At 71.5% G+C, this 22,289-nt stretch carries 21 protein-coding genes; 8 read left to right on the plus strand and 13 right to left on the minus strand.

From position 1 onward, the window contains the following. Positions 1–2: 2 nt before the first annotated feature. From ACIA8K_RS15460 to ACIA8K_RS15470, 3 genes are read left to right on the plus strand one after another with little or no spacing between them, the layout of a single operon-like run. Positions 3–1,502, plus strand: a complete 1,500-nt coding sequence (locus ACIA8K_RS15460) for a CpaF family protein (protein ID WP_396059089.1) — start codon at positions 3–5, stop codon at positions 1,500–1,502. Beyond that, positions 1,499–2,485 carry a type II secretion system F family protein gene (locus tag ACIA8K_RS15465; RefSeq protein ID WP_396059091.1) on the plus strand — a complete coding sequence of 329 codons (987 nt, stop codon included), beginning with the start codon at positions 1,499–1,501 and terminating at the stop codon, positions 2,483–2,485. The genes ACIA8K_RS15460 and ACIA8K_RS15465 overlap by 4 nt, the downstream gene beginning before the upstream one ends. A 1-nt stretch (position 2,486) precedes the next feature. After that, positions 2,487–3,434, plus strand: coding sequence for a type II secretion system F family protein (locus ACIA8K_RS15470; protein ID WP_396059093.1), 948 nt, complete (start codon positions 2,487–2,489; stop codon positions 3,432–3,434). 118 nt (positions 3,435–3,552) lie between these two features. On the opposite strand, the gene ACIA8K_RS15475 is transcribed toward ACIA8K_RS15470, so the two are convergent. From ACIA8K_RS15475 to ACIA8K_RS15495, 5 genes are all read right to left on the minus strand, one after another. Next, positions 3,553–4,176, minus strand: coding sequence for a response regulator transcription factor (locus tag ACIA8K_RS15475; RefSeq protein ID WP_396059095.1), 624 nt, complete (start codon positions 4,174–4,176; stop codon positions 3,553–3,555). 131 nt (positions 4,177–4,307) lie between these two features. Then, complete coding sequence (locus ACIA8K_RS15480; RefSeq protein WP_396059097.1) at positions 4,308–7,631, minus strand: UvrD-helicase domain-containing protein; 3,324 nt, start codon at positions 7,629–7,631, stop codon at positions 4,308–4,310. Between the two features lie 328 nt (positions 7,632–7,959). Further along, positions 7,960–8,265, minus strand: coding sequence for a MoaD/ThiS family protein (locus ACIA8K_RS15485; RefSeq protein ID WP_396059099.1), 306 nt, complete (start codon positions 8,263–8,265; stop codon positions 7,960–7,962). Further along, positions 8,213–9,250: a GTP 3',8-cyclase MoaA gene (moaA, locus tag ACIA8K_RS15490; protein WP_396059101.1), complete on the minus strand. Its 1,038-nt coding sequence runs from the start codon at positions 9,248–9,250 to the stop codon at positions 8,213–8,215. Before moaA ends, ACIA8K_RS15485 begins: the two co-directional genes overlap by 53 nt. A gap of 25 nt (positions 9,251–9,275) precedes the next feature. Beyond that, entirely contained in the window at positions 9,276–10,175 is a 900-nt protein-coding gene (locus ACIA8K_RS15495) for a fructosamine kinase family protein (RefSeq protein ID WP_396059103.1), read from the minus strand. 56 nt (positions 10,176–10,231) lie between these two features. On the opposite strand from ACIA8K_RS15495, the gene ACIA8K_RS15500 reads away from it, so the two are divergent. Together ACIA8K_RS15500 and ACIA8K_RS15505 are read left to right on the plus strand one after the other, a co-directional pair. Further along, positions 10,232–10,741, plus strand: a complete 510-nt coding sequence (locus ACIA8K_RS15500; protein WP_396059105.1) for a GNAT family N-acetyltransferase — start codon at positions 10,232–10,234, stop codon at positions 10,739–10,741. 99 nt (positions 10,742–10,840) lie between these two features. Continuing rightward, entirely contained in the window at positions 10,841–11,830 is a 990-nt protein-coding gene (locus ACIA8K_RS15505; protein WP_396059107.1) for a DUF4192 domain-containing protein, read from the plus strand. Between the two features lie 8 nt (positions 11,831–11,838). Here the strand turns inward: ACIA8K_RS15505 and ACIA8K_RS15510 are convergent, their stop codons facing one another. The 4 genes from ACIA8K_RS15510 to ACIA8K_RS15525 form a co-directional block, all read right to left on the minus strand. After that, positions 11,839–13,692, minus strand: a complete 1,854-nt coding sequence (locus tag ACIA8K_RS15510; RefSeq protein WP_396059108.1) for a beta-propeller domain-containing protein — start codon at positions 13,690–13,692, stop codon at positions 11,839–11,841. Between the two features lie 47 nt (positions 13,693–13,739). Beyond that, positions 13,740–14,834, minus strand: coding sequence for a T3SS (YopN, CesT) and YbjN peptide-binding chaperone 1 (locus ACIA8K_RS15515; RefSeq protein ID WP_396059110.1), 1,095 nt, complete (start codon positions 14,832–14,834; stop codon positions 13,740–13,742). A 111-nt stretch (positions 14,835–14,945) separates the two neighbouring features. Further along, a complete protein-coding gene (locus tag ACIA8K_RS15520; protein WP_396059112.1) occupies positions 14,946–15,191 on the minus strand; it encodes a DUF6457 domain-containing protein in 246 nt (81 codons plus the stop codon). A 15-nt stretch (positions 15,192–15,206) separates the two neighbouring features. Then, the gene (locus tag ACIA8K_RS15525) at positions 15,207–15,833 is read right to left on the minus strand and encodes a molybdenum cofactor guanylyltransferase (RefSeq protein WP_396059114.1); all 627 of its coding nucleotides are present in this window, start codon (positions 15,831–15,833) and stop codon (positions 15,207–15,209) included. A gap of 263 nt (positions 15,834–16,096) precedes the next feature. Here ACIA8K_RS15525 and fdhD point away from each other — a divergent pair, with 263 nt between their 5' ends. Further along, positions 16,097–16,966, plus strand: a complete 870-nt coding sequence (gene fdhD, locus ACIA8K_RS15530) for a formate dehydrogenase accessory sulfurtransferase FdhD (protein ID WP_396059116.1) — start codon at positions 16,097–16,099, stop codon at positions 16,964–16,966. Here the strand turns inward: fdhD and ACIA8K_RS15535 are convergent. Further along, positions 16,963–17,400, minus strand: coding sequence for an Lrp/AsnC family transcriptional regulator (locus ACIA8K_RS15535; RefSeq protein WP_396059118.1), 438 nt, complete (start codon positions 17,398–17,400; stop codon positions 16,963–16,965). The two genes, fdhD and ACIA8K_RS15535, sit on opposite strands and share 4 nt — an antisense overlap. 71 nt (positions 17,401–17,471) lie before the next feature. Here ACIA8K_RS15535 and ddaH point away from each other — a divergent pair, with 71 nt between their 5' ends. Continuing rightward, a complete protein-coding gene (ddaH, locus tag ACIA8K_RS15540) occupies positions 17,472–18,290 on the plus strand; it encodes a dimethylargininase (RefSeq protein WP_396059266.1) in 819 nt (272 codons plus the stop codon). Between the two features lie 286 nt (positions 18,291–18,576). Here ddaH and ACIA8K_RS15545 read toward each other — a convergent pair whose 3' ends face one another. Beyond that, on the minus strand, positions 18,577–19,725 hold the full coding sequence (locus ACIA8K_RS15545) for an ABC transporter substrate-binding protein (protein ID WP_396059120.1): 1,149 nt from the start codon (positions 19,723–19,725) through the stop codon (positions 18,577–18,579). 234 nt (positions 19,726–19,959) lie between these two features. On the opposite strand from ACIA8K_RS15545, the gene ACIA8K_RS15550 reads away from it, so the two are divergent. Further along, positions 19,960–20,514 carry a bacterial proteasome activator family protein gene (locus ACIA8K_RS15550; protein ID WP_396059122.1) on the plus strand — a complete coding sequence of 185 codons (555 nt, stop codon included), beginning with the start codon at positions 19,960–19,962 and terminating at the stop codon, positions 20,512–20,514. On the opposite strand, the gene ACIA8K_RS15555 is transcribed toward ACIA8K_RS15550, so the two are convergent. Together ACIA8K_RS15555 and ACIA8K_RS15560 are read right to left on the minus strand one after the other, a co-directional pair. Beyond that, entirely contained in the window at positions 20,511–21,320 is an 810-nt protein-coding gene (locus ACIA8K_RS15555) for an HAD family hydrolase (protein WP_396059124.1), read from the minus strand. The genes ACIA8K_RS15550 and ACIA8K_RS15555 overlap by 4 nt on opposite strands. Then, positions 21,320–22,174, minus strand: a complete 855-nt coding sequence (locus ACIA8K_RS15560) for an HAD family hydrolase (protein ID WP_396059126.1) — start codon at positions 22,172–22,174, stop codon at positions 21,320–21,322. The genes ACIA8K_RS15555 and ACIA8K_RS15560 overlap by 1 nt, the downstream gene beginning before the upstream one ends. Positions 22,175–22,289: the final 115 nt, after the last annotated feature.

Genomic DNA, 22,289 nt, shown 5'->3' on the forward strand with positions numbered 1-22,289 from the left:
CGGTGACCGACCAGCAGAAACGGCGCCGTTCCGACGAGATTCCGCGTACCGGAAGCGGGTTCTCCGCGGCCGAGGTCCTGGCGCTCAACGAGGACTCGTCGTACCCGGCCACCGCGATCCCGGTGACCGCGGTGCCGAGCACGAACTTTCCGCTCAGCGGCGCCACCACGCCGACATCGAGCGGCGCGACCGGCGCGTTCGGGCGGCGCAACGCACGGCGGGCGTACGACCCGCTCGCCGAGGTCCGCCGCCGGGCCCACGGCGCGCTGCTGGAACAGCTCGGCCCGCAGATGTACGAGGCCGGCGCGGACGAGGAGGAGCTGGAGCGCCGGGTCCGGGAGGCGCTGCCCGGCCTGCTCGCCAAGGAGGACCAGCTCACCGCGGGCGACAGGGGTGTCGCGTTCCGGCAGGTCATCGACGAGATCGTCGGTCATGGCCCGATCGAGCCGCTGCTGCGCGACCCGGACATCACCGAGATCATGGTCAACTCCTGGGACCGGATCTACGTGGAGCGCTTCGGCCGCATCCAGTCAGTGGAGACCGCGTTCCTTGACGAGTGGCACCTGCGCCGCGTCATCGACAAGATCGTGTCCCGGGTGGGTCGCCGCGTCGACGAGTCAAGCCCGATGGTCGACGCCCGCCTCCCGGACGGCAGCCGGGTCAACGCGGTCATCCCGCCGGTCACGCTCGACGGCGCCGCGATGACGATCCGGAAGTTCGCGGTGAACCCGTACGGCGTCGAGGATCTGATCGCGTTCGGCACGCTCAACCACTCGGTCGCGTCGCTGCTGTCCGCCTGCATCCAGGGCCGGCTCGACGTGCTGATCACCGGCGGCACCGGCACCGGCAAGACCACGCTGCTCAACGTGCTCTCCCAGATGCTGCCGCCGCACGAGCGGATCATCACCATCGAGGACGCGGCCGAGCTGCGGCTGGCCCAGGACCATGTGGTGCGGATGGAGTACCGCCCGCCGAACATCGAGGGCCGCGGCGAGGTCACCATCCGCGACCTGGTCCGCAACGCGCTTCGCATGCGCCCGGACCGGATCGTGGTCGGTGAGGTCCGCGACGGCGCAGCGCTCGACATGCTCCAGGCCATGAACACCGGCCACGACGGCTCGCTCACCACAGTGCACGCGAACTCGGCACGCGACTCGCTCTCCCGCCTGGAGACGATGGTGCTGATGGCCGGCATGGACCTGCCGGTGCGCGCGATCCGGGAGCAGATCGCGTCCGCGGTGGACGTGATCGTGCACCTCAGCCGGTTGCGCGACGGCACCCGGCGGATCACGCACGTCACCGAGGTGCTCGGCCTGGAGGGCGACGTGATCACGACGCAGGACATCTTCACGTTCGACTTCAAGTCCGGCACCGACGCGTACGGGCGCTACCAGGGCGAGCTGCGCCCCACCGGGATCCGGCCGAACTTCCTGGAGGCCCTCGCCGACCAGGGCGTCGACCCCTCGCCGCGCAACCTCGGACTGGAGGACGTGCTGCAGTGATCGCCACCGGCACACCGGCGTTCCGGATCGCGATGGCGGTGCTCGTCTTCCTGGCGCTGCTGGCGATCTTCCTGCTGATCTTCTCGCCGATGTTCGGCATGGTGGAGCGCCGCCGCCGGATGGCCCAGGTGGAGCTGTTCGCGTCCGCGGTCCGCGCCGACCGCTCCCCGGCGCCCAAGCCCGCGTCCCCGTTCGCCAGGGTCGCTGTCTCCGCGGCCGAGCGGGTGGTCCGCACCCGCGGCTGGGAGGAGCGGCTCGGGCGTCAACTCGACCGGGCCGGCCTCAAGCTGCGGCCAAGCGAATGGCTGCTGGTCCGGGCCGGCGTCGCGCTCGGCTTCGCGGTAGTGGTCACGCTGCTGATCGGCCCGCTCGGCTTCCCGCTCGGCGCGTTCCTCGGCGTGCTCGCCACCGCGCTGTTCCACAGGCGGCTCGCCACCCGCCGCGAGGACCGCTTCGCCGCCGGGCTCCCGGACGCGGTCCAGATGGTGATCGGCTCGCTCCGCTCCGGTTTCTCGCTCCAGCAGGCGCTCGACGCCATGGTCCGCGAGTCCGTCGACCCGCTGTCCGGCGAGTTCAGCCGCGCGCTCGCGGAGGTCCGGCTCGGCATGGAGATCGAAGAGGCGCTGGACCGGGTGGCCGCCCGCATGCGCAACAAGGACCTGGCCTGGACCGTGATGGCGATCCGGGTGCAGCGCGAGGTCGGCGGCAACCTGGCCGAGGTGCTCGGCAACACGATCACCACGATCCGCGAGCGTGAGCTGCTCCGCGGCCACGTCCGTGCGCTCTCCGCCGAGGGCAGGCTCTCCGCCTGGGTGCTGCTCGCGCTCCCGATCGTGCTCGGCGCGTTCATGTTCCTCACCCGCCGCGCCTACGTCGCGCCGCTCTTCACCGACCCACGCGGCGTCCTGCTGCTGAGCGGCGGCGTGCTGCTCGTCGTGGTCGGCGGCTTCTGGCTCACCCGCGTCGTCCGGGTGGAGGTCTGACGTGGACGTCCTCGTGCTCGGCGCCGGGCTCACAGTCATCTTCGCGGCCCTGCTCATCCTGCTGCTCGCTGTCGTGTTCGGCGGCGCCGGACGCCGCGGCCTGGCCCGCGCGCTCGCCGACATCGACGCGGTCTACGCGCCCGGCGCCGCCCAGGCCCGCCGCACCTCACTCACCGGCGCGCCGCCCGCCCGCAACCCGCTCGGCCGCGCGGTCACGTTGCTGGCCAGCCGGTTGACGCCGAACGCGGCCGCCGCCTGGTTGCAGCGCACGCTCGACCATGCCGGCAACCCGCCCGCCTGGCCGCCGGCCCGCATCCTCGAAGCACAGGGGTGGGGCCTCGTCCTCGGCGTACCCACGGGTGCTCTGCTCGGTCTTCTGCTCGTCGCGACCCGAGGTCTCTCGCCGGTCAGCACGCTGCTCCTGGGCGCGGCCGCGGGTGGCGCGCTCGGGCTCGGCGGCCCCTACCTGCTGGTGCTCAACGCCGCACAGCGCCGCCAGGAACAGCTGCTGGACACGCTTCCGGACACCCTGGACATGCTCACGCTCTGTGTCGAGGCCGGGCTCGGCTTCGACGCCGCGCTCCAGCAGGTCGCGGCCGGCATCGAGGGCCCGCTCGGCCGGGAACTAGCCCGGGCGCTCCAGGAGATGCAGATGGGGAAGCGCCGCGGCGAGGCGTTGCGCGCGCTCGCCGACCGCACAGTCATCCCCGAGCTGCGAAACGCGATGATGTCGATCGTCCAGGCCACCGAACTGGGCATCCCGGTCGCGGCCGTCCTGCGCGAACAGTCCCGCGAGATGCGCGTCAAACGCCGTCAGCGCGCCGAGGAGCGGGCCCGCAAGGTCCCGATCAAAATCCTCTTCCCCCTGGTCTTCTGCCTGTTCCCAGCCCTGTTCGTAGTCATCCTCGGCCCCGGCATCCTCCGCATCATCGACGCCTTCGCCAACTGACGACGACCACCCCCGACAATCACATTCACAAAGCCGCTTTCCCACTCTCCGGGTGGTCGCGACCCGCACGCTCCCGCGGGCCGCGGTTCCGCGCGGCGCGGGTGCAGAGCAACGGCGTCTACACCTGGGTGAGCAGGCCTCGATCGGTGGCGGCGGTCACCGCCTGTTCCCGGCCGGTCACGCCGAGTTTGTCGTAGATGCGGGCCAGGTAGGTCTTCACAGTTGACTCGCTCAGCCCGAGTGACGCGGCTATCTGCGGCACGGTCAGGCCGTCCCGGAGCAGGTGCAGCACCTCGCGCTCGCGCGGGCTGACCACCGTTGCCGAGCTTCGCCTGCGGCTGAGCGCGCCGGCCAGGTCCGGTGCGGTGAACGACGCGGGGGCGGCGGCCGCGTGACGGACCGCGGCCAGGATCGCGCCCAGCTCCTCGGTGCGCGGCAGGAACGCGGAGATGCCGGCCTCAAGCGCGCGCAGCAGCAGGTCGTCGTCGCGCGCCGCGAGGAGCACTATGCCGAGCGCCGGATGGCGGCGGCGGAGGTCGGCGGCCCAGGTCAGGCCGTTGCCGTCGGCCAGGTCAAGGTCGAGCAGCACCACGTCGGGCAGGTGCAGGCCGAGCAGGGCCAGGGCCTCGGCGCCGGAGGCGGCGGCGCCGGCCAGCGTCAGGTCGGGCTCGCCCTCGAACGCCGCCGCGATCCCCACCCGGGTCAGCGTGGCGCCGGCCGCGGAGACAACGGTGACGGTCATGGGCGGAGTCTTGTCGTTCCGCGGCGGAATGGCGGTCGCCTAGCCGACAGCCGTGCCGTTCGGCCAGCGGAGATCGGCCGATGGGTCAGGCGCCGCGGTGACCCGTGGCAACGCCCGGCGTGGTTCCGGCGTCAGATCAGCCGCAGCTGGCGGTCTTTCGGCTTGCGGGGCTCGGCCGCGCCGAGGCGCTCGAACAGTCCCGTGTCGATGTCGTTCAGGAACGGCGTCGGCACGCTCTCCCGTTCCGCACCGTAGCGGTAGCGTCGCGCGGCGTGGCTTACGTAGAGCCGGTCCTGGGCGCGGGTGAGGCCGACGAAGAACAGCCGCCGCTCCTCGTCGACGTCGTCCGACGACGGCTTCTCGCCGGGGAAGCGCATCGGCAGCAGGCCGTCCTCACAGCCGACCAGGAACACGACCGGGAACTCCAGGCCCTTCGCCGCGTGCAGCGTGAGAAGCGTGACCGCCTCCGCGCGCGGGTCGAGCGTGTCCACCTCGGCGCCCAGCGCGATCTCTCCAAGGAACAGCTGCAGGTCGTCGCCGCAGCGCAGTGCCAGCGGCTTCAGGATGTCGACAGCGGACCAGATGTCGGCCGGCTCCACTGTGGCGGCGGCGTCGAGCGTCGGCGTCGCGAACCGCTCGGCCAGCACCTGGCCGGTCAGCCGTACCCGGGCCGCGACCGAGCCGCCGAGCCCGTCCGCGTGCCGCAGCTCACGCGCGATCGCGGAGACGCCGGCCCGGTCCCGCAGCCGGTTGTGCGAGCGCTTCTGCACCGGGATGCCGGCCCGGCCCAGCGCGTCAAGGATCGGGCCGGACTGCGCGTCGGTACGGTAAAGCACCGCGATGTCCGAGAACGAGATGTTCGAGGTGCGCCCGTCCGCCCGGCCCGCGTCCATCGACCTGTGCGACACGCCGCCGACCAGCTCGTCCACGGTCCGCGCCACGAATTCCGCCTCGTCGCCCGCGGAACCGGCCGCGAGTCGCCCGACAAGCGGCGCCTCCGGGTCCAGCCGGGCCGGATCGAGCCGGCGCCCGCGCACAAGTGAGGCCGGGGCGATCGCCTGCACGGCCGCGGCCAGGATCGGCGCGGACGAGCGGTAGTTGCGGGTCAGCCGGACCATGCGGGCATCTGTGAAGTCCTGGGAGAAGCGCAGGAAGTAGCCGACGTCGGCGCCGCGGAACGAGTAGATCGCCTGGTCCGGGTCGCCGATCGCGCACAGGTTGCCGTCCGCCGGGCTGAGCAGGCGCAACAGGTCGTACTGGACCGCGTCGACGTCCTGGTACTCGTCGACGAAGATCCACCGCCAGCGCGCGCGGTACTCCTCGACCAGCGCCTTCGACTCGGTCAGCAGCGCCACCGGCAGTGTGACCAGCTCGTCCAGGTCGACCAGGCTGTCCGCGCGGAGCAGCTTCACGTACGCGGCGTCGTCCTCACCGGCCTCGGCCCGTGCGGCGGTGCGCTGCAGGTCGTCCGCGATCCGGAAGTCGTCCGGCAGCCCGGCCGCGCCCGCGTTCTCCCGCAGGATCGCCAGGCCCAGCGAGTGGAACGTGGAGACCGTGATGCCCTCGGCGACCGGGCCGAGCAGCATGTCCAGACGCTCCCGCATCTCCTCGGACGCACGCCTGGTGAACGTGATCGCCAGGCACTGCTCCGGAAGCACGTTCAGCTCCGCGCAGAGATATGCGATCCGGTGCGTGAGCGTGCGCGTCTTGCCGGTGCCCGGACCGGCCACGATCAGCAGCGGCCCGGCCGGCGCGGACGCGGCTACCCGCTGCATCGCGTCCAGCCGGTCCAGCAGCCCGGTGCCGACCTCCTCCATGCCGGAGAGCATCGGCTCGAACGGCTCGTGCGGCGACGGGGCCGGCGGCAGGTTCGGCCGTACCGTGGCCACGCCGCGCGCCGGTTTGGGACGCGGCAGGTCTCCGGCCGAGTGTCCGGACGCCTCGATCAGCAGCGGCGACGTCGCGTCGTCGGAGGAGGTCGAGGACGACGACGCAGAAGCCACAACCGCCGCCTTCTTCTTGGCCTTCGCCGGTGCCTTGACCGGTGCCTTGACCGGGGTCTTCGCCGGCGCCTTCGCGGGCACCCGCTGCTGCGGCACCGGCAGATCGAACAACGCGTCCGCCTGCGCCGCCCCGCCCGTGGGCGTCAGCTCCCCCGGCTCGAACAGCTTGATGATGCCGTACTCCCCGTCGTACCCCGGAGTCCTGTGCACCTGCCCGCGGCGCAGCCGCGAGATCGCCTCGCCGATCAGCTCCCCGCCGGCCGCGGTGATGTCCGCCACCGGCACAGTGGTCAGGATGTCCAGCTCCGAGCCGAGCGCCGCGATCAGCGAGTTGAGCCGGCCCTCGACAGTCTTCGAGCGGGCGCCCACCGCGTGGATCTCACCGAGGATCTCGCCGAGCGGCACCAGGTGGGTGACCTTCTTCGCGCCCGGCCGGTCCACGCCGGGCGCGCGGTCGGCCAGGTCCTCCACCCGGCTCAGCACGCCGATCGTCAGGCCCTTGCCGCACTCCGGGCATATGCCGCCGACCGCGCGCGACCGGGCGGGCTCCCAGTTGATGCCGCAGTTGCGGTGACCGTCGGAGTGGTACTTGCCCTCCTCCGGGAAGAACTCGATCGTCCCGTCCAGCCCGTCGCCGGTGCGCAGCGCCTCGCGCACCGAGAAGTAGTCGAGCGCGGAGGAGAGCACCGTCGCCTCGCGGGCCAGCGCCGGCGGCGAGTGCGCGTCCGAGTTCGAGATCAGCTGGTACGCGTCCAGGCTGCTGACCCGCCCGTTCATCTCCGGGTCGGAGGAGAGCCCGGTCTCCACAGCGAAGATGTGCGGTGCGAGATCGGCGTAGCAGTCAGCGATCGCGTCGAAGCCGGACTTGGACCCCAGCGCGGAGAACCACGGCGTCCAGATGTGCGCCGGGACCAGGAAGCCGTCCGGGCTCGACTCAAGCACGATCTCAAGCAGATCGCGCGAGTCCAGGCCCAGGATCGGCCGCCCGTCCGAGCCGAGATTGCCGATCCGGCCGAGCGCGGTGTTGAAGCGTGCGGCCGCGTCCAGGTCCGGCATATAGATCAAATGATGGACCTTGCGGGTACGGTCGCCGCGCTTGTAGATCGTCGAGATCTCCACCGACAGCATGTAGCGCATCGGGCTCGCCTCGGCCACGCTTGACAGCCGCGGCGGCAGGCGCTTCGCGATGTCCGCCTCGACGTCCGGGGCGAGTCGATAGAGGCCGGGCTCCGCGGGCTTGAGCGTCTCGCGGAGATGCTCGAACCAGGCCGGGTGGGTGAAATCACCAGTGCCGAGCAGTGAGACGCCTTTGCGGCGGGACCACCACGCCAGATTCTGCATGGTCAGATCGCGGCTGCAAGCGCGCGAGTACTTGGAGTGAATGTGCAGGTCCGCCACGAAAGTGGGCGCGACCGTAGCGCCGTCGAAGGGTGTCGCGCTCAACGGGGGCACGCCGCATCCTGCCACGCCGCGCTGACCGGCCGCGCGGCGCCACGCCCGCAATGTTGCGTCAACTCCACTAGAAAGATCCGCATGGGCGTGTTCACGCCTGCCAGTCTCCGCCCTCGCGCCGACTTCCGCCGGTCGCCGGTCGATTCGGCCTCCGGCCGCTGTTTTCCTGGCCGCTGGTTTCTTGGCTGCCGGCCGCTGGCTTCCCGGGCCGCTGGCTTCCCGGGCCGCTGGCTTCCCGGGCCGCTGGCTTCCCGGGCCGCTGGCTTGCCGGCCGCCGGCTTCCCGGGCAGCTGGCTTCTCGGGAGAAGGCTTCCCGGGAGAAGGCTTCCTAGCCGCCGGCGAACGGCGGGAGCACGTCTACCGTCGGGTCGGCTGGGAGGGGGGCGGTCCGGTCGCGCCAGGCCGCGCCGTCGACCAGGTAGCTCGCGCGGGCGAAGACCGAGGCCAGCCGGTCGCCGTGGTGCGTGGTCAGCTCGGTGAGCAGGGCATCAAGCGTCGCCGAGGAGGAGTCGAGCGTCTCCTCGCCGGTGCCGGCGGCGACGCGGGCGGCCGCGAAGTACCGAACGGTGATCTTCAAGGGGTCAGCCGCCGATCGCGGACATCGGGCGGACCGGCTGCAGGAACGACGGATCATCGATGCCGTGACCGGCGCGTTTGCCCCACATCGCGACACGCCAGCGCTGGGCCAGCTCCTCGTCGGAGACGCCGCCGCGCAGTGCGGCCCGCAGGTCCGACTCCTCGGTGGCGAACAGGCACGCCCGGACCTGCCCGTCCGCGGTCAGCCGGGTCCGATCGCAGTCGCCGCAGAACGGGCGCGTCACGGAGCCGATCACGCCGACCCGCGCGGGTCCGCCGTCGAGCGCGTCGTGGCCGTCGACAAGCCAGGTCTCCGCGGGCGCGCCGCCGCGGGCCACCGGGTCGGGCAGCAGCGTGAACGCACCGCGCAGGTCGCGGAGGATCTCGTCGGCGGTGACCATCGTCGCCCGGTCCCAGCCGTGCTGGGCGTCAAGCGGCATCTGCTCGATGAACCGCAGCTCGTAGCCGTGCTCCAGCGCGAACGCGAGCAGCGCCGGCGCCTCGTCGTCGTTGACGCCGCGCATCAGCACCGTATTGATCTTCACGGGCGTCAGGCCGGCATCGGCCGCGGCGCGCAGGCCGGCCAGCACGTCCGGCAGGCGGCGGCGCCGGGTCAGCGTGGCGAACCGCTCGTCGTCGAGCGTGTCAAGCGAGACGTTCACCCGGTTCAGGCCGGCGTCGAGGAGCGCGGTGGCGGTCCGCTCCAGGCCGATGCCGTTCGTGGTCAGGCTCATCCTCGGCCGCCGCTCAAGCGTCGCGACCTCGGTGATGATCTTCGTCAGGCCGGGCCGGATCAGCGGCTCACCGCCGGTGAACCGCACCTCGGTCACGCCCAGCCGCTCGACCGCGATCCGGACCAGCCGGATCACCTCGTCGTCGGTGAGCACGTCCCCGTTCGGCAGCCAGGGGAGGCCTTCCGCGGGCATGCAGTAGGTGCAGCGGAGGTTGCACCGGTCGGTCAGCGAGACCCGGAGATCGACGGCCTGACGCCCGAACCGGTCGAGGAGACCAGGATCGGCCGGGCGGGGTGCGGTGAGGTCCACCCGTCGAACTTAGCTCGCATGACGATCACAGTCGAAGCATGGATTCGGCGGCGGCCCGCACCGACTCCCGGTAGGCGGCGCCGAAGAGCGCGGTGTGCACGAGCAGCAGGTGCAGTTGGTGGAGCGGCACCCGGGTCCGCCACCGCTCGTCGAGTGGCCGGGCGAGGTCTGCCGCGCGCTCGGCGTACCCCCTGATCAGCTGCTCTTGATCTGGAATGCCGCCGAAGAGCTGGAGCGCGGCCAGGTCGGTCTCGCGGTGCCCGCCGTGCGCGGCCGGGTCGATCAGCCGGGCGCGCCCGTCCGCCCCCCACAGCACGTTGCCCGGCCAGAGGTCGCCGTGGATGCGGGATGGGGGTTCGTCGCCGCCGAAGTCCTCGATCCGGTCGAGCACTGTCTCCACCGATGCGCGCGTCCGGTCGTCCAGGGCCCTGTTGTCCACCGAACGCCGCAGGTAGGGACGGAGACGTCGCTCCGCGAACCACTGTCCCCACGGGCCCGGAACCGGCGTGTCGTCCTGCGGCAGCGCGCCGATGAGGCCCTCGGTGTGCCCGGGAAGCGCGCCGAACGCGGGCGCACCGGCCAGGTGCGTCGTGGCCAGCTCCGCGCCGAACCGCCCGGCCGCCGCGGTGGTCGGCGCCCCCGGCTCGATCCACTCAAGCGCCAGCAGCTCAGGAAGAACCACAAGAATCTCCGGCACGGGTACGCCGCCGGCCTCCCCCAGCCAGCGCAGGCCCGCGGCCTCCACCTCGAAATTCCCGCGTGTGCCGGCCGGCATGCTCTTGGCGAAGATCGAGTCGCCGTCGTCAAGCGTCAGCCGGAACGCGTCCGCGATGCTCCCGCCGCCCACCGGCGTCTGACGGATCCGCTGGTGGGTGAGAAATGTCGGGAGGTGCTGCGGGTGCGCACGAAGATAGGCCATGTCCACGCGCTAATCCCCTCAACTGGGTGCCGGCCGGCGGACCGCACAGTCATTATGTCCGTATGGGTGCCGTGACAGTCCGTCCTTACCGCCCGGCGGACCACAGCGAGGGCCGGCAGCTCTGGGGCGAGCTGACGGAGCGGCACCGTGAGCTCTACGACGACCCCGGGTACGGCGGCGCGGACCCGACCGCCGCGTTCGAGGAGTACCTGACGCGCCTGGACCTGTCCGGCGTCTGGGTCGCCGACCATCCCGAGCACGGCGTGATCGGCCTGGTCGGGCTGATCGTGGACGGGCGGCGTGGCGAGGTCGAGCCGGTCGTGGTCACCGGCGGTCACCGGGGCGAGGGCGTCGGCAAGGCACTGCTCGGCTTCCTTGCGGACGAGGCCCGGCGCCGCCATCTGACCTCGCTGAGCATCTCACCGGAGTCGCGCAACGTCGAGGCGATCACCTGCCTGCACGCGGCGGGGTACACGGTGCTCTCCTCGGTCGAGTTGACGCTTGATCTCGGCTCCACGCCCGCGGGCCGGTGCGAGACGCTCCAACTCCACGAGCTCGACTTCCGCTCCTGACCTGGGGTTCTGTCCGATCCGGACATTTTGCGCCTGTGGATAAGTCGCTGTCGTCCACAGAGATCCACGGCCGTGCCGCCGCCTCGCCACGCTTGCCGCATGAGCCTCTCCGACCTGCGGGTCTCCTCCCCCGCCCACCTCGTCGCGGTCGTGCCGTACCTGCTCGGGTTCCATCCACGCGACAGCCTCGTGGTGGTCGGCAGACGCGACCACGCGCTGGTCTTCGCCGCCCGCCAGGACCTGCCCCTGCCCGAGGTGCCGCTCGCCGAGCTCGACGCCTATGCGAATCGCATCGCGGCCGTGGTGGCGCGGCAGTCAGTCGACTCGGTCGTGCTGATCGGATACACCGGTGGGCAGCACAGCGGCGCCGCGCTTGTCGCCGCCGTCGGAGACGCGCTGCTGGAGCTGTCCATCCCGGTCGGCGAGCAGCTGCGGGTCGCGGACGGCCATTTCTGGTGCTACCTGTGCACGGACGAGAAGTGCTGCCCACCCGCCGGCCGGCCGTACGCGGACGAGGCCGCCGAGGTCCGCGCCGTCGCCGGCTACCCGGTGCACGCGAACCGGGCCGCGATGGTCGCGTCGATCGCGCCGGTCACCGGCGCCGCCCGAGAGGCGATGCTGCGCGCCACCGCCGCGGCCGACCGCCGGCTGGACCTGCTCTGCGCCAGGACCGCGACCGGGCCGGGCAGGCTGCTCGGCGCGTTACGCCGGGCCGGCTCCCGCGCGGTCGGCGCCGCCATGGCCCGGCACCGGGTCGGCGGCACGCTTGACGACGACGAGCTGGCCTGGCTGACCGTGCTGCTGGCTCACGATCCGGTCAGTGAGTACGCGCTGAATCAGGCCCAGGGCCTCGGGTGGGAGGTCGTGCTCTGGTCCGACGTGCTCCGCCGCGCCCGGCCCGAGCTGGCCGCGGTACCGGCGGTGCTGCTGGCGTTCACCGCGTGGCGCATCGGCCAGGGCGCGCTCGCGTCCGTCGCGGTCGACCGTGCGCTCGCCACCGACCCGTCTCTCGGCATCGCACGCCTGCTCGACGACGTACTTACCGACGGCATCCCACCGTCCGCGCTTGACGAGCCGAGCGCCGCGTGACCGCCCGGTCAGGCCGGCAGCCAGGCCCGGTGCTGGAGCGTGGCGAGCGAGACCGCGTCCAGACCGCCGGGCCCGGCCGTCCAGAGCGTGTCGCCGACGACAAGCGCACGGGTGATCGCGCCGCCGTCCGGGTGCAGCAGCCGGCCCGCCTCGACGAACGTGTCGCCGGTGAGCCGCAGCACCAGCGCGGACGGCGCGGCCCCGGTGTTGTCCGCGACCGGCACCACCAGGTGCCCGGTCGCCGGCCAGAAGAGGAACGCGTGCGGGTCGAATTCCGCGGCCGAGCTGGCCGACGCGACCCGGTGCTGGGCCAGTCGCGCGGGCGCCCGCGGGTCAGCCACGTCGAAGAGCGAGACCTGCAGCCCGGTGACCCTGCCCGCGTCGGTGGCGTCCTGGCCGACGCCGATCAGCCGGCCCGGCGCGGCCGGGTGCAGGTAGGCGGAGTAACCGGGGATCTTCAGCTCGCCGGTGACCGCGGGCCGGGCCGGGTCGCTCAGGTCCAGGGTGTAGAGCGGGTCCGTCCGGCGGAACGTGACCACGTACCCGCGGTCCTCAAGAAACCGGACCGAGTGGATGGTCTCGCCCCGGCCCAGATCGCCAACCGAGCCGGTGACGGTGAGCGCGGTGCCCTGCCGGGCCAGCGTCGTGACGACCGAGCTGGAGCCGCCGTTCCCGGCGCCGATAGTTGTCGCGGCGCGCAGAACGCCCTTCCACTCGGACAGCGAGTACTGGTTGAGCAGGTGACCCGGGACCACGCCGGAGGCGGCGTACCGCGGTGCGGCCGTGCCACCGGTGTCGAACCGGTAGATCTCGGTGTTCTCCCGCCCGCGGTCCGCGACGTAGAGGCTCTCCGCCGTGCCGTAGACGGTGTCGCCCTCCGCGACCACTGTCGCCGGCACGCCGCCGGTAAGCCCCGGCGCGGCCAGGTCGAAGCTGAACATGGTCAGCGTGCGTACGCCGTCGTAGGACGCGGGCCGGGTCACCCGGTCGCACGGGACCGTGCCGGGGACGGCCGTCCCGTCCGGGCCGGTCACCTCGAAGCGCGGCAGCCAGACGTCATCACCCGCGTTCCGCACGATCCCGCGGTTCCGGTCCTGGTCCGGCTCGTCAAGCGGGAAGTCGATTCGTGGCGACGAACGCAGCACGACCCGGGCGGTGTCACCGTTCTGCCGCGCGTCGACAAGCGAACCGTCCGCCGTGAACCGGCCGATCTGGCGCGGCGTGCCGGAGAGGTCGATCAGGCGCAGCTCCAGCCCGTTCCCCACAGTCGTCGGGATCCGGCCTTCGGTGTTCCCGGCGAACCCGTTCGGCACGAAGCGCTGGTCCGGGCGATCGGCCAGCACCAGCACGCGATCGCCGGAAAGCAGCAGGTCGGGCGTGCCGTAAAGACCGATCAGGGCAAGCTCGCCCGTCTGCGTGCGGGACGCTGCGTCGACCACGCGAAGCACCGGGGTGGCACCCAGGCCGGAAATGGTGACGATGCGCCGTCCGTCCGTCTTGACCGGGTCGGGCTCGTCGACGCCGCGCTCATGGGTGTTCGTCCCGGAGAAGCCCGCCGCCGGGGCGTCGCCCGGCACGGCCGCGGTGTCCCGGGCGATCTCGGCACCACCGCCCACCGAGGTCAGGATCTCCGGCGCGCCCTCGAAGCCGTACGGCCCGACCTTCGCGGCCGCGGCCCGGCGCAGCTCGTCGTAGAGGCCGGAGCACGAGTCGTATGAGACGAACCGCAGGCCGCCCGCCGGAGTCACCGGCGGACTCTCACTGTCGTGAGCGTGGTGGGCGCCGTCCGAGGACGACACCGTGCAGACCGTCGCCGCGAGCAGAAACGCGAGAACGGCCGGGCTCCGCCGGGACACAGTCATGTCCGGTTGGACGGTGGAGCGCGCCCGGCCGTTCCGTGCGAGTCACGTCAGAGATACATGCCGGTGCGGTGCTCCTCGCCGGAGTCCTTCAGCACAGGCTTGTCGCCCTCGCCGAAGAAGCGCTTCCCGCCGAACTCGCCGTGCAGCCGGTCGTCCAGCTCGTCTGCGAGGCCGGTCATCACCTGCACCGCAAGCATCAGGTGGGTGGCCTGGAAGTTCCGGCCGAAGACCGGGATCGACGCCCACACCGTGTCGTTCGCACAGTACAGACGGCCGATCGGCATGCGGTTGGTCAGCTCGGAGAGCTTGCCGTACAGCTGCTCGGTCGGCTCGACCTCGGTCAGGATCGGCGAGAACACGTCCACGAGCGGCGGGTTGTCCCGCACCCGGACGAAGACCATCGCCGAGCCGGCCCGGATGCCGATGTCGCCGTCCGCATCCACCTGGAGCTGCTCGACACTGATCTTGGTCATCGAGCTGACCACCATCTTGACCTGGTCGTCCAGCTCGAAGCCGGCAAGCGGATCGCCGTCCTTGCCGGAGATCAGCGCGTCCTCGAGCGCCAGCTCCGCCGCCTCGATGTCACCGATGGTCGGCTCGTGCCGGGCGGTGCCCAGCGGCGGCGCGTCGATCGGCTCGTCCTCGCTGTCGTGCACCAGGTACACCACGAAGGCCGGGTGCGGCGCGCCGTAGATGTCGCGCAGCGTGCGCGCCACAGTGCTCGCCAGCCGGGTGATGCCACCCGCGTTCGTCCGGATGCCGAACTGGCCGCCGGAGCCCTCCACCACACCGGGCGGGGACCAGCCGAGCGCCACCAGGTCGGCGACCGCGGCCCGGTCCATCCGATACCCCTCGGGCAGCTGCGTGTTGCTTACCGCGAACGCGAAGACGTGCCCCTCCTCCTTGACCGAGATGGTCACGGAGTAGACCGCGGCGCCGACGCCGGAGGCGGTCGGATCCAGCGTCAGCTCGATGTAGGCGCCCTCAGGCAGCGAGGGAAGCATATCGGCGAGCGCACGGGCGAACTCGTTCCACGCGTCCGTCACCTTGCTGCGCAGATCGGCCGTGGAAGGCTCGTCGAGCAGGATGTGCTCGTGGGTCTGGTCGGCCTGTTTGGCCGGTGGATCGTTCGCCGCTGCCATGTTCTCCGCCTCCGTCCTTCCGGTTCACCCTACCGAGGGCGCGTCGCCGTGCGGGGGCGCGTGCGCCTTTTGTTCGTGTGCATGGTCGACGATCTCCGGCTCGGCCGGAGATCAGGCCGGGGTCGGCCAGGTGAGCGCCAGCTCGGACAGGCGCGCGGCCGCGTCCGTCGGGTCCGCACCACGGCCCACCGCAAGTCCCAGCAGGTACGCGGTGACCGGCGCGCCCGGCCGCACCACGTTGTGCGCGACGTCCTTGGCCAGGTCCAGCACCAGCCCTGTCGGCACGTCGGCGGGCTCCAGCCCCAGTTCCACGGCCGCGGCCACCACCCACTCGTCCAACCCGTCCGGTCCCACCACAGCAACCTCCACAGCTCAGGATTCCCGGGAGACCCAGGTCTCGGCCCGCCGCAGATCCTCCTCCGTGTCGCAGTCGAACCACGGCGGCGCCCCGGCTCCGTCCCACGACATCTCAAGTACCCGCAACCCGGCGAACAACGCCCGCATGGACGCGCCGGCGACGTCGCCGCGGTCCGCCTCGATCCCGGCCAGCGACCCGGCCAGCGCGGCGACCCGCCAGACGCCGCAAAGCAGTTGCCGGCGGCCGTCCGGGTCGACGAAGCAGGCGCCGTCCACATCGGACGTGCCTCGCACCGCGGTGATCAGGGCGGCTACCGCATCCGCGCCGAGCAGCGGCAGGTCACCGGCGAGCAGCACGACAAGCCCCGCCTCGGGCGCCGCTTCCACAAGTGTGGACAGGCCGGCGGCCGCGCCCGCGACCGGGCCGCCGCCGGGGGGCGACTCCACGGTCCGGAACACGCCTTCGGGCAGCGGGACCGCGTCCGGGCCGACCACCACGCGTGGCGACCAACCGGCGGTCGCGTCCAGCACCCGGGACAGCATGGTCCGGCCGCCCACCGCCAGGCCGGGCTTCACCACCCCGCCGAGCCGGCTTCCGCGCCCTCCGGCCAGGACGACCACACCGCAACCCCGTGTATCCACGCCGTCGAACCTAACCCGCGTGACGCCGGGGCGGCGCCCGCACGAAGTCTGGGCTATTCCGCGTGACGCCCGCGGCGGCGCCCGCACGAAGTCTGGGCTATGCCGCGTTGATGCCGAGGCGGTGCCGCACGAGCTGGGTCATCATGCCGCGTGACGCCAGGTCGGTGCCGTGTGGCGCTCGAGCGGTGCCGGTCGGCGTCCGGGCGGTGCCGCGTGGCGTTCGGGCGGTGCCGGGAGCGGGTGGGCGGGGCTACGGTGGGGGTGTGGGCAGAGCGACGGATCGGCGCACTGTGGTGCGGATCGACGTGGACGGCGATGGAGCGGTGCGGCGGAAGCCGGATACGCTGAGTGCGGAGGAGCCGTTCGAGATCAGGGTCGGGCCTCCCGGTCCCGGCAAACGCGCGCCGCTGGCCGTGACCATGCGTACCCCCGGCGACGACCTGGACCTGGCGCTCGGCTTCCTGTTCACCGAGGGTGTGATCCGCTCCGCGGACGACGTGGTGACAGCGCAGCTCTGCGCCGGAACTGACACGCCGAACACGTACAACGTGGTCGACGTGGTGCTCGGCGCGGACGTGCCGGCCCCGGTCACCGACCCCAGCCGGAACTTCTACACCACCTCCTCGTGCGGGGTCTGCGGCAAGGCGAGCATCGACGCGATCCGGACCCGGTCGGTCTTCCCGGTCTCCGACGATCCGATGCGCGTCTCGCCCCGGATGTTGGCCACGCTGCCGGACCGCCTTCGCGAGCGACAGCGCGCGTTCGAGCGCACCGGCGGCCTGCACGCCGCCGCGATCTTCGACGCGGACGGCGAGCTGCTGGTCGTGCGCGAGGACGTGGGCCGGCACAACGCGGTGGACAAGGTGATCGGCTGGGCGGTGCGAGCCGGTCGGCTGCCGCTCACCGGGCACGTGCTGATGGTGTCCGGCCGGGCCAGCTTCGAGCTCACCCAGAAGGCCTGGATGGCGGGGATACCGCTGCTCGCCGCCGTTTCCGCACCCAGCACGCTCGCGGTCGACCTGGCCGAGGAGGCGGGCATGACGCTCGTCGGCTTTCTCCGCGGCACCAGCATGAACGTCTACGCCGGCGCCGAGCGGATCACTCACCCGTCCCCGGTCCCGTCCGCTCTCTAGATGCTCGACACCAGGCGGGACAGCACGATCATGCTGCGCGTCGAGGTGACGAACGGCTCGGCGCGCAGGCGTTCCAGCGCCTGCTCCAGGTGGGCCATGTCGGCGGCGCGGAGGTGGACGATCGCGTCGGCCTCGCCGGAGACTGTGTAGGCGGCCAGCACCTCGGGGTGGCGGCGGGTCGCGACCGTGATCTGCGCGGGCGTGGTGCGGCCGGTGCAGAACAGCTCGACGAACGCCTCGGTGTGCCAGCCGATCGCGGCCGGGTCGACGACAGTGGTGAATCCCTTGATCACGCCGGCGGCCCGCAGGCGGTCGACGCGGCGTTTGACCGCAGGGGCGGAGAGCGAGACCCGGGCACCGATCTCGGAGTAGGACGAGCGGGCGTCCGCGACCAGTGACGCAATGATCTGCTGATCGACGGCATCTATCTGCAACGAACCGCTCCTTCCAAGCATGATTTCGGTCTGTCTCCCGCGTCCGAGCGTACCTACTGTCTAGAGGCATGATGGTCGGGGAACGTAAGCCCATTTGCCGGACATATCTGATGTGCCCGCCGCGATTCTTCCGGGTCGAGTATGTGATCAACCCGTGGATGGACACGACCGTGCCCGTCGACGCCGATCTCGCGGTCAAGCAGTGGGAACGGCTCCGCGAGATCCTGATCGAGCTGGGCCACACCGTGCACGTGCTCGACCCCGATCCGGGCCTGCCGGACATGGTGTTCGCGGCGAACGGCGCGTTCACCGTCGACGGTGTCGCCTACGGCGCGCGCTTCCGGCACCCGCAGCGGTCCGCCGAGGCCGCGGCCCACCGGGCGTTCTACGCCGGGCAGGGCTGGCCGCACACCGAGCCGGTCGAGATCAACGAGGGTGAGGGCGACTTCGCCTACCTGCCCGGCAAGGGGATGGTCCTCGCCGGGTACGGCTTCCGCACCGCGCCACCCGCCCACGCCGAGGCCGCCGAGACGCTGTCCCGCCCGGTCGTCTCGCTGCGCCTGACCGACCCGCGCTTCTACCACCTGGACACCGCGCTGGCCGCGATCGACGACCACACGGTCGCGTACTACCCCGGCGCGTTCTCCGCACCGTCGCAGCGTGTCCTGCGCCAGCTCTTCCCGGACGCGGTGCTTGCCGACGAGGCGGACGCGCTCGACTTCGGCCTGAACCTGGTCAGCGACGGCCGACACGTGCTCCTCAACAGCGACGCCACCGCCCTGGCCACAAAGCTGGCCGCCGCCGGCTTCACCCCGATCCCCGTCGAACTCTCCGAGCTGAAAAAAGGCGGCGGCAGCGTCAAGTGCTGCATCGCCGAGTTGCGCCCCTGAGCCCCCCAGGCCCAGCTCCACTCCCCATCTGCAGTCCCCCCCGACCCGCGCGAATCGGAACCACATCATGACGCGCGGACGCCCAAGGAACCTAGGCGTCAGTCAGGCACGCAACGCGCCCACCGCTCTTTGTCTGCAGTTTCTCCTGACCGTCGCGTTTCTGTACCGCCCACGTGAGGCGCGGACGACCGAGGAACGTCGGTGTCAGTCAGACACGCTTTTCGTCTGCCTGACACCGACGTCCGCAGGCCGTGGCGTCGAGCCCGGAGGAGCGAAGCGACGACCATTAGCCAAGTGTCGAGAGTTCTGAGATCAGGACGTTCGCCAGGACGGAGCCGTCGGGGCGGACTTCGCGCAGGTACCACTTCTGCTGGGGGGCGCGGGGCTGGTTGAACTGCCAGGAGCCGCGCGGGCTGTCGATCGCGCCGACCCGGCCGATGGCCAGGTTGATGTCCTGTGCGCTCGGGCCTTCGCCGGTGATGCCCACGGCCCGGTCCAGCACCTGCCCGGCGTCGAACGCGGCCACCGACGCCGCGGTCGGTACCGCGGAGAACCGCCGCCGGTACGTGTCCGCGAACCGCCGGTTGAACGTGTTGTCCAGGTCTGCCGCGTAGTTGTGGGCCGTGAAGATCCCCACCGCGAGCGTGTCCATCTGCGCCAGGTTCGTACCCTCGGTGAACAGCCCGGGTGCGTAGATCGGCTGGTCCAGGCCGGAGGCGCGCAGCTGCTTGACGAGCGTGACCGCGGCCGGCCCGATCGCGTGGCAGAAGAGCACGTCCGGGTTGAGCTGGTCGATCGCGTTGATCGCTTCGAGCAGGTCACCGGCCGTGGGGTTGTACGCATCAGGCATCCAGATCGGCCCGTCGGAGATCTGCGCCGCGGAGTTGCCGAACGCGTTCCGGAACCCTTCGACCGCGTCCCGCCCGGAGGTGGCCGGCGCGATCATCGCGATCTTGCGGGCGTTGACGGTGGCCTTCATATAGATTCCGAGTGCTTCGCCCGGTTCGTCGTCTACGTACGACGTGGACCAGGTGTACACCGCGCTGTTGACGCTCGCCGGCCCGCCACCGGTGCCGAGCAACGGCACCTTCGCATTTTCGATCTTGGCACTGACCGCTTTCAGCAGCATGGAATTGCTGACTCCGACGATCGCCGACACACCGCTGTTGACCAGCTTGTCCGCGGCCTCCTCGGCGGTCTTGGCGGTGTCGCCCTCGTCCGCGGTGACCAACTCGACCGGATGGCCGCCGAGCAGGGAGGAGTTGAAGTCCAGGTAAAGCTGCAGGCCGTTGACGATCTCGTCACCGGCCGGTTTCCGATCGCCGCTCAGTGGTGCCAGAACGCCGATCTTGAGCACCTTGTCGGTGATCTTGCCGGTGGCGTCGGCCTCGGCGTCACTACCGCATCCGGCGAGCACACCGGACATTCCTGCCATTCCGATCCCTGCACCGAGTCCACTGAAAAGGCGCAGTGCCCGTCGACGGTCCATGTGCGACACGCGTTCGCTCCCACCTGAAACAATTTCCGATCTCCGGGTCCATCGCTGTCTACCCCAGCGAGGGGGCTTCGTCAATGCCCTAATCTCGTGGCATTGCAACGAATCAATGTCGCGGAACCCGTGAGGCCCGGCGCTTGGCACCTACGTCGCCGGGTGAGCGAAGATGGGGTCATGAGCGAGGCATCCGGTAGCACCGAAGACAAGGACGGCACCGTGCTCGTGGTCGGCCCGGACGGGCGGCCGCTGGGCACCGTCCAGGCCGGCGACGCGGCCGAACCCGAGGACCCGTCCCGCCTGATCGAGCAGCCGGCGAAGGTGATGCGCATCGGCAGCATGATCAAGCAGTTGCTGGAGGAGGTGCGCGCCGCACCGCTCGACGAGGCGAGTCGCGGCCGGCTGCGGGAGATCCACAAGCGTTCGATCGCGGAACTCGAGGACGGTCTCGCCCCGGAGCTGCGCGAGGAGTTGGAGCGGCTGTCGCTGCCGTTCGAGGGCGAGACCCCGCCGAGCGAGTCTGAGCTGCGCATCGCCCAGGCCCAGCTGGTCGGCTGGCTGGAAGGACTGTTCCACGGCATCCAGGCCACGCTTGTCGCCCAGCAGATGGCGGCCCGCCTGCAGCTGGAGCAGATGCGCGGCGGCCGTCCCGCGCTGCCCGCCGGCCCCGGTGGCCTGCAACCCGGCATGGCACCGGGCGCCGACCTAGGCCAGACCGGGCAGTACCTCTAGAAACCGAAGACCTTCTCGAGGTACGCCGCCACGCCGTCCTCGTCATTGGACAGGGCGGTGTCGGCGGCGATCTCGAGGACGGCGTGGTGCGCGTTCGCCATCGCGATCGGCCGGCCCGCCCAGGTGAGCATCGGCAGGTCGTTCGGCATGTCGCCGAACGCGATCACGTCCGCCGCGTCCACGCCGTGCTTCCGGCAGAACCACTCAAGTCCGGCGGCCTTGGTCACCCCGACCGCGGAGATCTCCACCAGCCCGGAGTAGGACGAGTGTGTCGCCTCGGCCAGTCCGGTCAGGGCGCCGTTGACAAGCGCGGCGAACTCGTCCGCGTCCCGGCTGCCTGATCGGGCCAGCATCTTCACCGCGGGCGCGGCAGTGATCTCCTCAGGCGAGCCGACCACGCGGATCGTCGGGATGCCGGACTCGTACCGGACCGGCCACTCCGCCTCGTGGCGCATGTGCCGGCTGTCCTCGATCTCGACCGCGAGCACCACGCCCGGGATCTCGGCGCGCAGCCGCTCCGCGATCCGGGCCAGCACGTCCGGCTCCATCGGCGCGGTGTGCACAGGCGTGTCCGTGTCCGGGTCGTAGATCACCGCGCCGTTCGCGCAGATCGCCGGGAGCGGCGCGCCCAGCTGGTCGTACACCTGGTCCAGCCAGCGGATCGGCCGGCCGGTGACAAGCACGACCGGCACCCCGGAGTCCACGACACGCTCGAGCGTGGCGATCGTCCGGGGGCTGATCGTGCGGTCGCCCCGCACCAGCGTGCCATCGATATCCGTGGCCACCAGGCGCGGAAGGCTGTTCATCAGTGCGAGAGTAGCCGATCGAGATACACCGCTACCCCGTCATCGTCATTACGCAGCGTGATGTCATCTGCGGCCGCGCGGACGCTCGCGTGCGCGTTCGTCACCGCGACCCGGCCCCACCCCGCCCAGCGGAACATCGGCAGGTCGTTGGGCATGTCGCCGAAGACCAGCACGTCCGCCGGGTCGACGCCGAGGTGCGCGGCGACCACGGCCAGGCCGCTCGCCTTGTCCACACCGGGCGGCGCGATCTCGACGTACCCGAGGCCGGCCTGGGTGACGGACGCGAGCGACGGCGGGATCACCGACTGCGCGCGGGCCAGCAACTCGTCCACGTCCAGGTGCGGCGCGCGGGCGAACGCCTTGATCACGTCGCGGTCCAGGCACTCCAGCCGGGTGCGCTGCTCTATCCGGTCGTAGCGCCAGTGCGGGTCGAGGTCTCCCCACAGCGGCGCGTCATGCTCGTCCGAGGCCTCGACCATCACCAGCAGCGTGCCCGCCGCGGCCGTCTCCAGCAGCGTGAGCGCGGTCGTCAGGTCCGCGGAGGAGAGACGGGCGTCGCGCAGCACCACGGGCTCGCGCAGGTCGCGCTGGTCCACCACGCGGCCGCCGCCGGCCATCACCAGGAAGTCGGCGTCGCGGATGTCGTTGCGGGTCAACTCGGTCAGCCGGGGTCCGCGACCGGTGGCGCCGACGATCGGGATGCCGGCGGCCCGCACCCGGTCCAGCACCGAGTGCGTGAAGTCGGAGACGGTCTCGTCGCTCCGGACCAGCGTGCCGTCCAGGTCGGTGGCGATCAGTTTGGGCAGACCCGTCCGGATGCCCACCCTGGAGATGACTGAAGGCTGACCCGCCATGGCTCCTCCTCGACCCTGCCCCGCACCGGGAACGGCGGATCCGCACCCGGCGGCGGGGGAGGGCAACCATAGCTCACTGATTGCTACGTCACCACGACTTCTCTGTGACGTACCA

It is taken from the genome of Catenuloplanes sp. NPDC051500 (assembly GCF_044454585.1).
Lineage (GTDB): Bacteria > Actinomycetota > Actinomycetes > Mycobacteriales > Micromonosporaceae > Catenuloplanes.

Coding starts and splice junctions, on each gene's coding strand:
- ACIA8K_RS15475 (WP_396059095.1), bottom strand. CDS start 4,176: ATGACCGTCACCGTTGTCTCCGCGGCCGGCGCCACGCTGACCCGGGTG.
- ACIA8K_RS15485 (WP_396059099.1), bottom strand. CDS start 8,265: ATGATCCGTCGTTCCTGCAGCCGGTCCGCCCGATGTCCGCGATCGGCG.
- ACIA8K_RS15500 (WP_396059105.1), top strand. CDS start 10,232: ATGGGTGCCGTGACAGTCCGTCCTTACCGCCCGGCGGACCACAGCGAG.
- ACIA8K_RS15505 (WP_396059107.1), top strand. CDS start 10,841: ATGAGCCTCTCCGACCTGCGGGTCTCCTCCCCCGCCCACCTCGTCGCG.
- ACIA8K_RS15510 (WP_396059108.1), bottom strand. CDS start 13,692: ATGACTGTGTCCCGGCGGAGCCCGGCCGTTCTCGCGTTTCTGCTCGCG.
- ACIA8K_RS15515 (WP_396059110.1), bottom strand. CDS start 14,834: ATGGCAGCGGCGAACGATCCACCGGCCAAACAGGCCGACCAGACCCAC.
- ddaH (WP_396059266.1), top strand. CDS start 17,472: ATGGTCGGGGAACGTAAGCCCATTTGCCGGACATATCTGATGTGCCCG.
- ACIA8K_RS15545 (WP_396059120.1), bottom strand. CDS start 19,725: ATGGCAGGAATGTCCGGTGTGCTCGCCGGATGCGGTAGTGACGCCGAG.
- ACIA8K_RS15550 (WP_396059122.1), top strand. CDS start 19,960: ATGAGCGAGGCATCCGGTAGCACCGAAGACAAGGACGGCACCGTGCTC.
- ACIA8K_RS15555 (WP_396059124.1), bottom strand. CDS start 21,320: ATGAACAGCCTTCCGCGCCTGGTGGCCACGGATATCGATGGCACGCTG.
- ACIA8K_RS15560 (WP_396059126.1), bottom strand. CDS start 22,174: ATGGCGGGTCAGCCTTCAGTCATCTCCAGGGTGGGCATCCGGACGGGT.